Annotated in this window: 13 protein-coding genes; 10 read left to right on the top strand and 3 right to left on the bottom strand. The window is 70.1% G+C overall.

From position 1 onward, the window contains the following. Nucleotide 1 precedes the first annotated feature (1 nt). Genes fdh through nrfD form a run of 3 tightly spaced genes read left to right on the top strand, consistent with a single transcriptional unit; the run spans nt 2 to nt 4966 of the window. Nucleotides 2–3214, top strand: a complete 3213-nt coding sequence (fdh, locus tag A4R44_RS18255; protein WP_232791653.1) for a formate dehydrogenase — start codon at nt 2–4, stop codon at nt 3212–3214. Then, nucleotides 3207–4034 (top strand): 4Fe-4S dicluster domain-containing protein, encoded by an 828-nt coding sequence (locus tag A4R44_RS18260; RefSeq protein WP_067581689.1) that lies wholly within the window; start codon nt 3207–3209, stop codon nt 4032–4034. Before fdh ends, A4R44_RS18260 begins: the two co-directional genes overlap by 8 nt. After that, a complete protein-coding gene (gene nrfD, locus A4R44_RS18265; protein ID WP_067582327.1) occupies nt 4031–4966 on the top strand; it encodes an NrfD/PsrC family molybdoenzyme membrane anchor subunit in 936 nt (311 codons plus the stop codon). Before A4R44_RS18260 ends, nrfD begins: the two co-directional genes overlap by 4 nt. A 16-nt stretch (nt 4967–4982) precedes the next feature. On the opposite strand, the gene A4R44_RS18270 is transcribed toward nrfD, so the two are convergent. Beyond that, the gene (locus tag A4R44_RS18270; RefSeq protein WP_067581692.1) at nt 4983–6173 is read right to left on the bottom strand and encodes a zinc-dependent alcohol dehydrogenase; all 1191 of its coding nucleotides are present in this window, start codon (nt 6171–6173) and stop codon (nt 4983–4985) included. A 35-nt stretch (nt 6174–6208) separates the two neighbouring features. Next, entirely contained in the window at nt 6209–6826 is a 618-nt protein-coding gene (locus A4R44_RS18275; protein ID WP_067581695.1) for a UdgX family uracil-DNA binding protein, read from the bottom strand. Nucleotides 6827–6903: 77 nt separating this feature from the next. Between A4R44_RS18275 and A4R44_RS18280 the strand changes: the two genes are divergently transcribed. From A4R44_RS18280 to A4R44_RS18305, 7 genes are all read left to right on the top strand, one after another. Continuing rightward, entirely contained in the window at nt 6904–7467 is a 564-nt protein-coding gene (locus A4R44_RS18280; RefSeq protein WP_067581698.1) for a hemerythrin domain-containing protein, read from the top strand. After that, nucleotides 7464–8276, top strand: a complete 813-nt coding sequence (locus tag A4R44_RS18285) for a family 1 encapsulin nanocompartment shell protein (RefSeq protein ID WP_067581702.1) — start codon at nt 7464–7466, stop codon at nt 8274–8276. Before A4R44_RS18280 ends, A4R44_RS18285 begins: the two co-directional genes overlap by 4 nt. Before the next feature lie 141 nt (nt 8277–8417). Next, nucleotides 8418–9542 (top strand): NADP-dependent malic enzyme, encoded by a 1125-nt coding sequence (locus A4R44_RS18290; RefSeq protein ID WP_067581705.1) that lies wholly within the window; start codon nt 8418–8420, stop codon nt 9540–9542. 11 nt (nt 9543–9553) lie between these two features. Further along, nucleotides 9554–10990: a CYTH and CHAD domain-containing protein gene (locus tag A4R44_RS18295; protein WP_067581709.1), complete on the top strand. Its 1437-nt coding sequence runs from the start codon at nt 9554–9556 to the stop codon at nt 10988–10990. 152 nt (nt 10991–11142) lie between these two features. Beyond that, nucleotides 11143–11637 (top strand): hypothetical protein, encoded by a 495-nt coding sequence (locus A4R44_RS18300; protein ID WP_067581714.1) that lies wholly within the window; start codon nt 11143–11145, stop codon nt 11635–11637. A gap of 140 nt (nt 11638–11777) precedes the next feature. After that, nucleotides 11778–11909: a hypothetical protein gene (locus A4R44_RS52425; protein ID WP_338080416.1), complete on the top strand. Its 132-nt coding sequence runs from the start codon at nt 11778–11780 to the stop codon at nt 11907–11909. A 288-nt stretch (nt 11910–12197) separates the two neighbouring features. Beyond that, complete coding sequence (locus A4R44_RS18305) at nt 12198–12998, top strand: SigB/SigF/SigG family RNA polymerase sigma factor (RefSeq protein ID WP_067581717.1); 801 nt, start codon at nt 12198–12200, stop codon at nt 12996–12998. 204 nt (nt 12999–13202) lie between these two features. Here A4R44_RS18305 and A4R44_RS18310 read toward each other — a convergent pair whose 3' ends face one another. Then, nucleotides 13203–14537, bottom strand: a complete 1335-nt coding sequence (locus A4R44_RS18310) for an MFS transporter (protein ID WP_067581720.1) — start codon at nt 14535–14537, stop codon at nt 13203–13205. Between the last annotated feature and the right edge of the window lie 16 nt (nt 14538–14553).

Here is a 14553-nt window from a genome sequence, read left to right on the forward strand (position 1 = left end):
CGTGGGCATGCGGCAGTGGATCGAAGGCTGGCCGGTGTACCGGCAGCTGGCCGGTCCCGACCGGACTGCGCGCGGCGCGGCGGCCAAATCCAGCGGTTCGGAGAACTGGCACGCCCGCACCGAAGACGCCGACAAGGTAGTCCGTTCGATCTGTCCGTATTGCGCGGTCGGCTGCGGGCAGAAGGTGTACGTCAAGGACGGTGCGGTCACCCAGATCGAGGGCGACCCGGATTCGCCGGTCTCCCGCGGCAGGCTGTGCCCGAAGGGTTCGGCCAGCAAGCAGCTCGTGACCAGCCCGAGCCGCGTCACCGAAGTCCTTTACCGCCGTCCGTACGGCACCGAATGGGAACGGCTGTCCCTCGACCAGGCGATGGACATGATCGCTGATCGTGTGCTCGCCACGCGCGCCGAAACGTGGCAGGACACCGACGACCAGGGCCGCAAGCTCAACCGCACGCTCGGCTTCGCGAGCCTCGGCGGCGCGACGCTGGACAACGAAGAGAACTACCTGATGAAGAAGCTGTACACCGCGCTCGGCGCGATACAGATCGAAAATCAGGCCCGTATTTGACACTCCGCCACGGTTCCCGGTCTGGGGACCTCCTTCGGTCGTGGAGGCGCCACGACGTTCCAGCAGGACCTCGCCAACGCCGACTGCATCGTCATCCAGGGCTCGAACATGGCCGAATGCCATCCCGTCGGGTTCCAGTGGGTGATGGAGGCGAAGGCCCGCGGCGCGAAGATCATCCACGTCGATCCGCGGTTCACCCGCACGAGCGCGGTCGCGCACGTCCACGCCTCGGTGCGGGCGGGTTCGGACATCGCGTTCCTCGGCGGGCTGATCAACTACGTCCTGCACAACGAGCTGGACTTCCGCGAGTACGTGGTGGCCTACACGAACGCGGCGGCGATCCTGACCGAGGAGTTCGCCGACACCGAGGACCTCGACGGCCTCTTCTCCGGCTTCGACCCGGAGAAGCGCCAGTACGACAACTCGACCTGGGCGTACGAGGACGCTGAGGCCAGTCCGGCGGCCGGCGCCCGCGACCCGGACCAGCCGGGCGGCCACCACGGCGGCGAGAAACACCAGTCCTCCGCGCGCGCCGAATCCTACGGCAGCGGCGGCGCGGCGATCGGAGCCAAGCCCAAGAGGGACGAAACGCTGCGGCATCCGCGCTGTGTCTACCAGGTCCTCAAACGGCATTTCTCCCGCTACACCCCCGAAGCGGTCGCCGACATCTGCGGCCTGCCGGTCGAGCAGTTCACCGAAATCGCCGAGGCGATCACCGCGAACTCCGGCCGCGACCGCACCACGGCCTGGGTGTACTCGGTCGGCTGGACACACCACACGGTCGGCGCGCAGTACATCCGCACCGCCTCGGTCCTGCAGACACTGCTGGGCAACATCGGCCGTCCGGGCGGCGGCATCCTGGCGCTGCGCGGGCACGCCAGCATCCAGGGCTCGACCGACATCCCGACGCTGTTCAACCTGCTGCCCGGCTACCTCCCGATGCCGCACGCGCACCAGCACCTCGACCTCGACAGTTACGTCGCGGCCGACGCGGGCAAGACCGGCTTCTGGGGCAACATGCGCTCGTACGCGGTCAGCCTGCTCAAGGCGTACTGGGGCGACAGTGCCCAGCCGCACAACGACTTCCGCTTCGACTACCTGCCCCGGCTGACCGGCGACCACGGGACGTACGCGACCGTCCAGAAGCAGATCGCGGGGGAGTGCAAGGGGTACTTCCTGGTCGGCGAGAACCCGGCGGTCGGCTCGGCCAACGGCAAGTTCCAGCGGCTCGGGCTGGCCACTCTCGACTGGCTGGTGGTCCGGGACCTGCAGCTGATCGAAAGCGCGACGTTCTGGAAGGACGGCCCGGAGATCGAGACCGGCGAACTCGCACCGGAGGAGATCGGCACCGAGGTCTTCTTCCTGCCCGCCGCCGCGCACACCGAAAAGGACGGCAGCTTCACCAATACCCAGCGGCTGCTGCAATGGCACCACAAAGCGGTCGAACCGCCCGGCGACGCCCGCAGCGACCTGTGGTTCTACTACCACCTGGGCAGGCTGCTCCGGGAACGCGCCGGCACCGGCGAGCGCGACGCCCCGCTGCGCGACCTGGCCTGGAGCTATCCGACCGAGGGCCCGGCGGACGACCCGAGCGCGGAGTCCGTGCTCGCGGAGATCAACGGCCACGGACCGGACGGCCCGCTCTCGTCCTACACCCAGCTGGAGGACGACGGTTCGACGTCCTGCGGCTGCTGGATCTACTGCGGCGTCCGCGCCGGCGGCCACAACCACGCCGCGAACCGGCAGCCCGGCTCCGAACAGGACTGGATCGCGAACGGCTGGGCCTGGGCGTGGCCGGCGAACCGGCGGATCCTGTACAACCGCGCCTCGGCGGATCCGGACGGGAAGCCGTGGAGCGAACGGAAAAAGCTGGTCTACTGGGACGCGGAGGCGTCCACCTGGACCGGCCCGGACGTCCCGGACTTCGAGGCCGCCAAGGCTCCGGGCTACGTCCCGCCGGACGGGGCGAAGGCGCAGGACGCGCTGAGCGGCCGCGATCCGTTCATCATGCAGACCGACGGCAAAGCCTGGCTGTACGTCCCCGCCGGGCTGGCCGACGGTCCGCTGCCCACGCATTACGAGCCCTTCGAGAGCCCGGTCGCCAACGCGCTCTACAGCCAGCGGGAATCGCCGGTGCGGCAGACGCTGGACAGCCCGCTGAACCCGTACAATCCGGCCCGCAGCGAGGTCTACCCGTACGTGTTCACCACCTACCGGCTCACCGAGCACCACACGGCCGGCGGGATGAGCCGGACGCTGCCGTATCTGTCCGAGTTGCAGCCGGAGTTCTTCTGCGAGATCTCGCCCGCGCTGGCGGCCGAACGCGGGCTGGCGCACCTCGGCTGGGCCACTATCGTGTCGGCGAGGACCGCGATCGAGGCCCGCGTGCTGGTCACCGACCGGGTCAAACCGCTCAAGGTGCGCGGCCGCACTGTCCACCAGGTCGGGCTGCCGTATCACTGGGGCCCGAACGGACTGTCGCGCGGCGACGCGGCGAACGACCTGCTGTCGATCGTGCTGGACCCGAACGTGCACATCCAGGAGGCCAAAGCGGCCACCTGCGACATCCGTCCCGGACGGCGGCCGCGCGGGCCGGCGCTGCTGGAGTTCGTGGCGGAGTACCGGAGGCGAGCCAATGGCTGAGTACGGCGTCCAGCCCCGGATGGGCTTTTTCACCGACACGTCGGTGTGCATCGGGTGCAAGGCGTGCGAGGTCGCGTGCAAGGAGTGGAACGGCGTCCCGGAAGCGGGCGGGCAGGACCTGCTCGGGCTGTCCTACGACAACACCGGCGACCTCGGCTCGAACACCTGGCGGCACGTGGCGTTCATCGAACAGCCCGCGGTCGACCTGGGGATGCCGACGGTCGGTGCGCCGGAGCAGCAGCCGGAAGAACCGGGCGTGCGCTGGCTGATGTCCAGCGACGTGTGCAAGCACTGCACGCACGCGGCCTGCCTCGACGTCTGCCCGACCGGCGCGCTGTTCCGCACCGAATTCGACACGGTCGTGGTGCAGCAGGACATCTGCAACGGCTGCGGCTACTGCGTTCCGGCGTGTCCGTACGGGGTCATCGAGAAGCGCGAGAGCGACGGCCGCGCGTTCAAGTGCACCCTCTGTTACGACCGGCTCGGCGCGGGGATGGAACCCGCGTGCGCCAAGGCGTGCCCGACGGATTCCATCCAGTTCGGCGAACTGGACGAACTCCGCGAACGCGCCGCCGCGCGGGTGTCGGCGCTGCACGACGACGGCGTGCCGGAGGCGCGGCTCTACGGGCACGATCCCGGCGACGGGGTCGGCGGCGACGGCGCGTTCTTCCTGCTGCTGGACGAGCCGGAGGTCTACGGCTTCCCGCCGGACCCGGTCGTGACGACCCGCGACCTGCCGCGGATGTGGAAGCGGGCCGCGACGACCGCCGCCGGGGTGGCCGCGGCGCTGGTCGTGTCGTTCCTGGGACGGCGCCGATGAGCCCCCGCCGCGAACGGGAGATGGTCGAGCCCGCCGCATTCCGCTCCTACTACGGCAGGCCGATCCTCAAAGAGCCCGCCTGGAAGCAGCCGGACGTCCCGCTGTACCTGTTCCTCGGCGGCGCGGCCGGTGCGTCGGCGTCGCTGGCCGCGCTCGCCGACGCGACCGGACGGCCCCAGCTGGCCAAGGCCGGCCGGCTGGCGGCTTCCGGCGGTTCGATCGCCAGTGTGGTCGCGCTGATCCACGATCTCGGCAAGCCGACGCGGTTTTTGAACATGCTGCGCGTGCTCAAGCCGACTTCGCCGTTGTCGGTGGGGTCGTGGATCCTGTCACCGTTCTCGGGTCTTGCCGCGGGGGCGGCTTTTTCCACGCTGACCGGGCGTTTCCCGCGGCTCGGCCGGTTGGCTGGGGCGGGTGCGGGCGTGCTGGGCCCGGCGATGTGCACGTATACCGCGGTGCTGCTGGCCGACACGGCGACGCCGTCCTGGCACGAGGCGCACGGGACGCTGCCGGTGCTGTTCGCGGGCAGCGCGCTGACCAGCGGGGCGGGGATCGCGCTGATCGCGGTGCCCCGGAAGGAAAACGGTCCCGTGGTGCGGGCCGGACTCGCTGGCGCCGCCGCGGAGCTGGCCGCCGAGCACCGTCTGGAGACCGGTCTGGGGTTGGCTTCGGAGCCTTACCGGACCGGCCGGGCCGGGCGGTTGCTGAAGGCGGCCAAGGCGCTGACCGCGACGGGTGCGGCGTTGTCGGTGGCTGCCCGGAAGAATCGCGCCGCGGGGGTCGCCGCGGGAGCGGCTTATCTCGCGTCCGGGCTGTGCACGCGGTTCGGGGTGTATGCGGCGGGGGTCGAGTCCGCGAAGGACCCGAAGTACGTCGTGGTCCCGCAACGGGAACGGCTGGCTCGGCGCGCAGCGGAACGCCCGGGCCGGTAAAGCCCGGGCGCGCCGGTTACGCCGCCGGTTCCAGCAGGACCTTCTGGACCCCGTCGAGCTTCTTCTGGAACATCTCGTAGGCCCGCGGCGCGTCGGCCAGCGGGAGTTTGTGCGTCGCGAAGCCTTCGACGCCAAGGGGATCCCCGTCCGCGGTGAGCACCGGCAGGACGTCGTCGATCCACCGGCGGACGTTGGCCTGCCCGGTGTGCAGCCGGATCTGCTTGTCGAACACTTCCATCATCGGGATCGGGTCGGCCATCCCGCCGTACACGCCGGACAGCGAGATCGTGCCGCCGCGCCGGACGCTGTCGATGGCCGCGTACAGCACGCTCAGCCGGTCGATTCCGGCCTTCTCGGTCACCTTCGCGCCCAGCGCCTGCGGCAGCAGCGCGACCAGGTTGTGCGCGAGTTTCCCGATCGGCGCCCCGTGTGCTTCCATGCCGACCGCGTCGATCACCGAGTCCGCGCCGCGGCCGCCGGTCAGGTCGCGGATCGCGTCGCCGATCTGCCGGTGGTCGCGCAGGTCCAGCGTCGTCGCGCCGTGTGCGCGGGCCCGCGCCAGCCGTTCGGGCACGAGGTCGACGCCGATCACCTCGCCCGCGCCCTGGTGCAGCGCGACCCGGGCCGCCATCTGGCCGATCGGGCCGAGGCCGAAGACCACGACGGAACCGCCGTCGGGAATGTCGGCGTATTCCACGGCCTGCCACGCCGTCGGGACCACATCGGACAGGTAGACGAACCGTTCGTCCGGCGGGCCGCCGGGCACCTTGATCGGCCCGTACTGCGCTTGCGGGACCCGGAGGTACTCGGCCTGCCCGCCGGGCACCTGGCCGTAGAGCTTCGTGTAGCCGAACAGCGCCGCGCCCTTGTCCTGGCCCTTGACCTGCGTGGTCTCGCACTGCGACTGCAACCCGCGTTCGCACATCCAGCAGTGTCCGCAGGAAATGGTGAACGGCACCACCACGCGGTCGCCGGGTTTCAGCGAACTCACGCCGCCGCCCACTTCCTCGACGATCCCCATCGGCTCGTGGCCGAGGATGTCGCCCTCGGTCATGAACGGGCCGAGGACCTCGTAGAGATGCAGGTCGGAACCGCAAATGCCGGTGGAGGTCACCCGCACGACGGCGTCGGTCGGCTCCTCGATTTTCGGGTCCGGGACGGTCTCGACTCGCACATCCCGCTTGCCGTGCCAGGTCACTGCTTTCATAGCGGCCGGATTCCCCTTGCCGGGGCGGGCAAACGTCAGAGTCCGCGCAGGTCGGCGACGAACTCGTCGTACGCGGTGTCGCGGTCGGGCGCGCGCAGCACGGCGGACGGGTGCACGGTGGCGACCGCCGAGGCGAACATCCCGGCGAACTCTTCCGGCGGATCCAGCGGCTCGCCGCGATGCCGGGTGAGCCGGAAACCGCTGCCGTACACCGATTGCGCCGCCGTCGCGCCCAGCAGCAACACGAGCCGGGGCCGCACCGCTCGCAGTTCGGCCACCAGCCACGGGCGGCACGCGACGATCTCGGATCGCGCCGGTTTTTCGTGGATCCGGCGTTTGCCGCGGAGCTTGAACTTGAAGTGCTTGACCGCGTTGGTCAGATAGAGGGAATCGCGGTCCAGACCCGCCTCGCCGAGCGCCTTGCCGAGCAGCTTTCCGGCCGGGCCGACGAACGGTTCGCCGCGCCGGTCCTCCTGGTCGCCGGGCTGCTCGCCGAGGGCGAAGATGTCCGCGCGTTCGGCGCCCACGCCGAAAACCGTCGCCGTGGCGTCGCGGTAAAGGCCGCAGCCGCGGCAAGCGCGAGCGGCTCGGCGGAGCTTGCCGAGGCTGGCGGTGTCCGGCGGCTCGGCTCCCGGTTCCTGACGCGCGGCCATCGGATCGCTTTACCCGCAAGCAGCCTCGCGCAAACACGACGAGCGCGACCGCGCCGGGAGAGCTAACGTCGAGGGTCATGACGGACATCACCAGCCTGATCCTCGACGATCACGAGCGGTTCCGGCGGGCGTTCGCGGACCTGGACGACCTCGACGGCCCGGACGAGCTGGCGCGGGCGTGGGAACCGCTCGCCGACCTGCTGGACCTGCACGCCGCGGCCGAGGAAGCGGTCTTCTACCCCGAGCTGATCCAGCGCGGCGCCGACGCCGAGGACGAGACGCTCGACGCGGTCGGCGACCACAACGAGATCCGCGACGCCGTCGCCGAAACCCGCCGCCACCCGGCGGGCAGCGCGGCCTGGCTCGCGGCGGTCCGGCAGGCCCGCACCGCCAACAGCGAGCACATGGCCGAGGAGGAGGACGACGCGCTCGCCGACTTCCGCCAGCACGCCGACCCGGGCCTGCGCGAGGAACTCGGCCGGAAGTTCCTGGCGTTCAAGGCCGAGCACGAGGGCGGGAAGGGCATCGACACCGGGGACCTCGACCCGGAGCGCTACGTCGAGGAGCAGGAGCGGAAAGCCGGGAAGACCCCGCCGGACGACGGTTCGCTGGGCATCGGCGGCCTGAAGGGAGAACGATGAACCACCTGATGCGCGAGCTCGCGCCGATCCCGGCCGAGGGCTGGAAGCAGATCGACGACGAGGCGCGGGAGCGGTTGGCGACGCACCTGGCGGCACGCAAGATGGTCGACGTCGAGGGCCCGCGCGGCTGGGAGTATTCGGCCACGTCGCTCGGCCGGACCCAGCGGGTCGATCCGCCGGAAACCGCCCGGGAGCGCGAAACACTCGCGCAGCAGCGCCGGGTGCTGCCGCTGGTCGAGGTGCGCGTGCCGTTCACCGTCGAGCGCAAGGAACTCGAAGACGCCGAACGCGGTGCCGACGACCTGGAGTTCGACGACCTCGACCAGGCCGCCGCCCAGGTGGGCCTGCTGGAGAACCGCGCGGTGTTCCACGGCTGGCCGGACGCCGGGATCACCGGCATCGCCGAGGCGAGCCCGCATGACCACGGGACGCTGGGCACCGATCCGGAACGCTATCCGCATGTGGTGGCCAACGCGGTGAACACGTTGCGGTGCAAGGGAATCGAAGGACCGTACGCGCTCGCGATCAACCCCGGCGGCTACACCTCGATCGTGGAGAGCACCGAACACGGCGGCCTTCTCGTGCTCGACCACCTCCGGCGCGCGCTCGGCGGCGGCCGGGTCAAGCGGACGCCGGGGCTGACCGGAGCGGTCGTGCTGAGCCTGGCCGGCGGGGACTTCGTGCTCGAACTGGGCCAGGACCTCTCGGTCGGCTACCGCCACCACGACGCCGAGACGCTCACGCTGTATCTGGAGGAGAGCTTCAGTTTCCGGGTGACCGAACCGGACGCCGCACTCGTGCTGGACTGAGCACCGCGGCTGCCGGGCCACCGCGGCAATGAGCCCTGAGGGTTCCCCTCACGGACGTCTGCGTGGTCCGGCAGCGGGGGCTGGCCGCGGAGCTTCTGGTGAGCACGATTCCGCGGCGGCGCGGCCGGGTATCCGGCTGCCATGAGCAGTCGCGGAAAGATCCAAGTCACCACCCGAGTGCGGCTCGACGACGCCGGCGACCTCGCCGAGCACTACACGCCCGGCGTCGCCGAGCTGGCCAAGCGCGTCGCCGAGGATCCGTCGGTGCTGGCGCGGGAAACCGTGCGCGGCAACTCCGTCGCGATCGTGTCCGACGGTTCCGCGCTGCTCGGGCTCGGCGACCAGGGCCCGGCCGCCGCGCTGCCGGTGATGGAGGGCAAAGCGGCGCTGCTGAAGCGCTTCGCCGACGTCGACGCCTGGCCGATCTGCCCGGTCAGCCGCGAGCCGGAAGACCTGGTGCGCACCGCCAAGGACCTCGCGACGTCGTTCGGCGCGATCAACCTGGAAGACATCGCCGCGCCCCGGTGCTTCACCGTCGAACGGCAACTGCACGACGAGCTGGACGTGCCGGTCTTTCACGACGACCAGCACGGCACCGCGATAGCCGTGCTCGCCGCCCTGCACAACGCGCTGAAGCTGACCGACCGCACGCCGGGGGACACCTCGGTGGTGATCTCCGGCGCGGGCGCGGCCGGGTCCGCGATCGCCCGGCTCCTGCTGAAGGCCGGCTTCAGCGCGGAACGGATCGTGCTCTGCGACAGCAACGGCACCCTGCACGGCGAGCGCGATCTGACCGGGGAGAAGCAGTGGCTCGCGGAGAACACCAACCGCGGTGACGCGGTCCGGGGAAGCCTGCACGACGCCTTGCACGACGCGGACGTCTTCGTCGGCGTGAGCGTCGGCGGCCTGCTCAAGGGCGACGACCTCGCGCGGATGGCCGACCGGGCGATCGTGTTCGCGCTGGCCAATCCGGATCCGGAGGTCGATCCGGACGCCGCGCACGAGCACGCGGAGATCGTCGCGACCGGCCGCAGCGATCTGCCCAACCAGATCAACAACGTCCTCGTGTTCCCGGGGATGTTCCGCGGGCTGCTCGACTCCGGTGCCCCGAGGGTGACCGCGCGGATGCTTCTCGCGGCCTCGCACGCGCTGGCCGCGACAGCCGGCGACGATCTCGACCGCGAGCACATCGTGCCCAGCGTTTTCGACGAGGGCCTGGTGCCCGCGATCGCCGAGGGCGTCGCCGGAGCAGCCGACAACGACTGAAGGAGTGTGGAATGCGAAGCGCAGAGTCCGGACGCAAGTACGAGCTGAGCTTGAAAGCGCGGGTGCCGCAGCTGGCGGGCAAGGGAATCACGCAGGAAGCTCCGGCCGAGCGGACGCTGGAGACCGTTTACTACGACACCAAGGACTTCCGGTTGACCAGAGCCGGGATCGCGGTGCGAAGAAGCAGCGACACCGGGTGGTGCCTGAGACTGCCCGGTCACGAGCTGCGGTTTCCGCTCGGCGACTCGAAGGTGCCTGCTCCGATCGCGACGCTGGTCCGCGCGTTCACGCTGGACCGCAAGCTGCGCCCGGTCGCGCAGCTGCGGACCGACCGGTTCACGCACCGCTTGGCCGACGCGTCCGGGCGGACGCTGGCGACGCTGGCGGACGACCACGTCACCGGAGAATTCCTTGGCGGACAGGCGGTTCGGCTGGACCGCTGGCGCGAGCTGGACGTCGAGGCGGGGCCTGAGCTGCTCGACCGGCTCGATCGCACCTTGCGCAAGCGCGGGGCCGAGAACGCCTGGTGGCCGTCGAAGCTGCGGCGGTTGATGGGAGACACCGCCGAAGGCAAGCGCGGCTCGAACGAGGTCCTGCCCGCGTATCTGCGCGAGCAATTCGAGCGGTTGCGTCGTGCTGACTTGGGCTTTCGCGTCGGGGAAGACGATTCAGTGCACCAGCTCCGGGTCTCGGCGCGGAAGCTGCGGAGCGTGCTTCAGACGTTCAAATCCTTGGTGGGCAAGAAGAAGGCCGATGCGATCGTCGCGGAGCTCAAGTGGCTGGGAGCCGAACTCGCTCCCGCCCGGGACGCCGAGGTCAGCCAAGCGCGCCTGCGAGCCTGCCTCGACGAGGTCCCGCCGGAGCTGGTTTTCGGACCGCTGCGGCAATATCTGACCCGCGACTTCTCCCGCGCCGCCCAAACCGAGCTGGCTCGCGTGACGGAAGCGTTGTCCAGCAGCCGATACGTGACCCTGTTGAGGTCGATCGCCGCGCTTCTCGACACGATGCGTCCGGCGGGAAAGAAGGCGTTGCGGAAGCCGCTGCGCAAGACCGCGCGCAAGCTCAGCCGAGCCACGGAGGCGGCGGAGGGGCTCAGCGGTGCCGAACTGGACAAGGCATTGCACAACGTCCGGAAGAAGGCCAAGCGCGCTCGCTATGCCGCCGACGCCGTCCGGCCGGTGTCCGGCAAGAAGCTGCGCACGTGGCGCAAGCAGGTGAAGGCGGTGCAGCAGACGCTGGGCAAGCATCAGGACACGGTGGTCGACCGCGCGGCGTTGCGGCACTTCGCGATCGACGGCTTCAGCGAGAACCAGAACACGTTCACCTTCGGTCTCCTCTACGGCCGGGACGAAGCCGCGGCGAAGATGTTGCGGGACAGGTTCGCCGGGCAATGGCGCACGCTGCGCGAGGGTGCTGGCCCGGCCTGGCTGAAGGCCGGAATCCTGTAGTCCACTGTGGACAGCAGAAACGCCGGCGGTGTCCCCGCGGCAACGTAAGTCTGGGCGCGGTTCCGCGCCGCTCGCGGTACCCCGGCCGGTGAAGGTCTCAACCTCCGCCGGACCGGGTTTCGGCGCGGCCGGATCGGGGAACCTCGCCGGAAATGGGATCACAACTGACCGCGACGTGGGTATCGGCGATCGGGAGCGCGGGCTCGCTGCTCGGATTCGCCTCGTATGTGTGGATCATGCTGCTCAACCGCAAAGACCAGGCAGAAGTCCGGCAGGAGCAGCAGGCGCAGTCGGTCTCCGCGTGGCTTGACGAGGGCGCCCGGCACGACCGTGCCGAGGATTACGTCGTGTGCGCGCACAACAGCGGTGACGCGCCGGTGTTCGACTGCTCGCTGGAGGTCGCCCGCCCGGACGAGGACGAACCGCACCGCGCCCGGTTCGCGATCATCCCGCCCGGCGCGACCGCCGTCCGCGCGCTGCCGTTCGGCGAGGACGCCATGGCGGTCGACGACTTGTACTCCGCGGCCGCCGTGCCCGGCCTGTCCTTCACCGATTCCCGCGGCGGCCACTGGAGGCGCGACACCTCGGGCATGCTCAGCCGCGCCGACCACCGTTCGCTGCGCGGGCGCTGGCGGTCCGGAAGCTGATCCTTCCGCCGGAAAGGCACCCGTGACCGCCACGCCGGACGTCCCGCCCGGCACTCAGCACGCCGTCCTCGCCGCACCGCGAGGCTGTCTCGCCTGGGCCGGACGGGTGTCTGCCGGGTTGCCCCGGCCGGGATGTCGCGTTGCTGGGGAACGAGATCCACGGATGGTCGGCCGCGGTCGAAACGCTTTCCGGCGAAAATCCGCTATTGCGGCGGTGCCAGCGTCGTTCTGCCGCCCGCACAGCTCATCCGGTTCGTCACCGCATTGCGTGAGGACGATCACCGCATCGGGCAGTTCGCGCCGAACCCGGCACTCTGCTGCGCCGGTGCGAGGTGTCTTGAGCCCCCATTCGGGTGGCCGGTTGATTGATCGTGCCCTCGGGCGGGTACCACCCGGCCATGACACTCCGGCTGCCAGGCGTCCCGGCGAGCACGCTGATCCGCCGCTCGCTCGCCTTGCGACGCCGAGCACTGTCCACTAAGGATGATTAGCGTCGGCGACGCGATGCGCTCCATGGCACTACACGAGTCACGTTCCCTTCGGCGCTCAGGAGGATTTACATGACCGCGGCGACCATGACCCGCACCCGGCGTGACGACTACCGGCACTGCGCGGTGCTGTTCGAGGAGATCAGCCGCCTCGCCGAGGACACCGACGAGCACTCCCGGCTGCGGCGCCGCCTCATCGAAGAGCATCTTCCGCTGGCCGAGCACATCGCGCGCCGCTTCGCCCGGCGCGGCCAGCCGTCCGAGGACCTCCTGCAGGTGGCGCGGATCGGTCTCATCAACGCCGTCGACCGCTACGACCCGGCGCGGCAGACGGATTTCGTCGCCTTCGCCGTCCCGACGGTGATGGGCGAGGTCCGCCGGTACTTCCGCGACAACACGTGGTCGGTCCGCGTCCCGCGGCGGCTCAAGGAACTCCACGTGACGATCGGCCAGGCCGCCACCGAACTGGGCCAGTGCCTCGGCCGCGCGCCCACCGCGCGCGAACTCGCCGACCATCTCGATCTCGATCTCGACGAGGTCGCCGAAGCCCTGCACGCCGGGAACGCCTACCAGGCCGCGTCCATCGACTACCCGTCCCACGACGACACCGGCTCGATCGCGCTGGCCGACACCCTCGGCGACGAGGACCCGGAAATCGAGAAGCTCGAAGACCGGGAAACGCTCAAGCCGCTGTTGCGGAGCCTGCCGGAGCGGGAACGCGCGATTGTCGTCATGCGGTTCTTCTCGACCATGACGCAGAGCCAGATCGCCGAACGGGTCGGGCTGTCGCAGATGCAGGTTTCGCGGTTGCTGGCCCGGACGTTGAGCAGCTTGCGGGAGCAGCTCACCGAGGCGGCCAGCCCTAGCCGGTGACGTATCCGGTAGGCGTGCACGCGGTCAGGCCGCGGAAATCGCGGTTCAGGTGGGATTGATCGGCGTATCCGCAGTGGAGCGCCAGCTCCGCCCAGGAGCGCGCAGCGGGGACACCGCGCGGCGCAGGCGGGTGATCCGTCCGACGATGGTGTCGTGAGTGTGGCGTTGCCGGTGAGAACCGGCAACGCCACTCACGACCCCCGCTCAGGTGACCCGGGGAACCTCCCTGACCGGCGCGGAAACCCGCTCGTCGTCCTCGAACAGGTCGCTCTGCCGGATCGCCAGCGTGCAGGCGACGCTGATCACGGTCGTCGCCGCGAGGTAGATCAGGATGCCGGTCGTCCCGGTCTTCCCGGCGAGATAGGCCAGCACCAGCGGGGTCAGCCCCGATGCCACGACGCCGGAGAGCTGGTACACGACCGAGATCCCGGTGCACCGCCGCGAAATCGGGAACAGTTCGGCATAGAACGCCGCCTGCGGGCCGTACATCACCGGGTAGCTGATGCCCAGCACCGCGACGAGAGAGAGCGTGATCAGCACCGGATTGCCGCTGTGCAGGGCCGCCAGCGCCGGGATCGCCAGCACCAGGGTTGTCACGGCTCCGGTCGTGAAGGTCCGCCGCCGGCCCAGCCGGTCGGACACTCTGCCGAACACCGGGATGAACACCACCATCACCGCGGCCGCGATCATCACGCCGACCAGCAGCGGCTGCCGGTCCAGTTTCAGCGTTCCGCTGCCGTAGGAGATCACGAAGACCGCCCACGCGTTGAAGGCCACGCCCTCGGTGAACCGGCTGCCCATGCCGAGCAGCAGGTGCCGCCGGGAGAGCCGGTCGCGGACCAGTTCGACGGCGGGGACGGTCGCGGTGCCCTCCTCGGCCGCCATGGTGCGGAAGGCCGGGGTTTCCATCACCTTGACCCGGATCAGCAGGCCCGCCACCACCAGCACGGCCGAGAGCAGGAAGCCGATCCGCCAGCCCCACAACAGGAACGCCTCGTCGCTGGTGACCGCGTTCAGCAGCGCCAGCACGCCGGTGCCCAGCGTGAGCCCGATGGCCAGCCCGATCTGCGGGAAACTGCCGTAGAGACCGCGTTTCCCGGCCGGGGCGTATTCGGTGGCCATCAGCACCGCGCCGCCCCATTCGCCGCCGACGGCGACGCCTTGGGCCAGGCGGAGGACGACGAGGATGATCGGGGCGGCCGGGCCGATCATCCGGTAGTCGGGCAGCAGCCCGATGAGACAGGTCGCGGTGCCCATGATGAGCATGGTCGCCACGAGGATCTTCTTGCGCCCGACCCGGTCGCCGAGGTGGCCGAAGACGAACCCGCCGATCGGGCGGGCGAGGAAGCCGAGCGCGAAGGTCGCGAAGGCCAGCACGGTGCCGACCAGGGGATCGGAGCCGGGGAAATACAGTTTGTTGAACACGAGTCCCGCGGCGGTGCCGTAGAGGAAGAAGTCGTACCACTCGACGGTCGTGCCGAACACGCTCGACGCGACCACCAGACGGACGTCGGTGCTCTTTTCCGGAGTTGTCGCCATTGATAACTCCTGGTGG

The sequence above is a fragment of the Amycolatopsis sp. M39 genome (assembly GCF_001651785.1).
Taxonomy (GTDB): domain Bacteria; phylum Actinomycetota; class Actinomycetes; order Mycobacteriales; family Pseudonocardiaceae; genus Amycolatopsis; species Amycolatopsis rubida.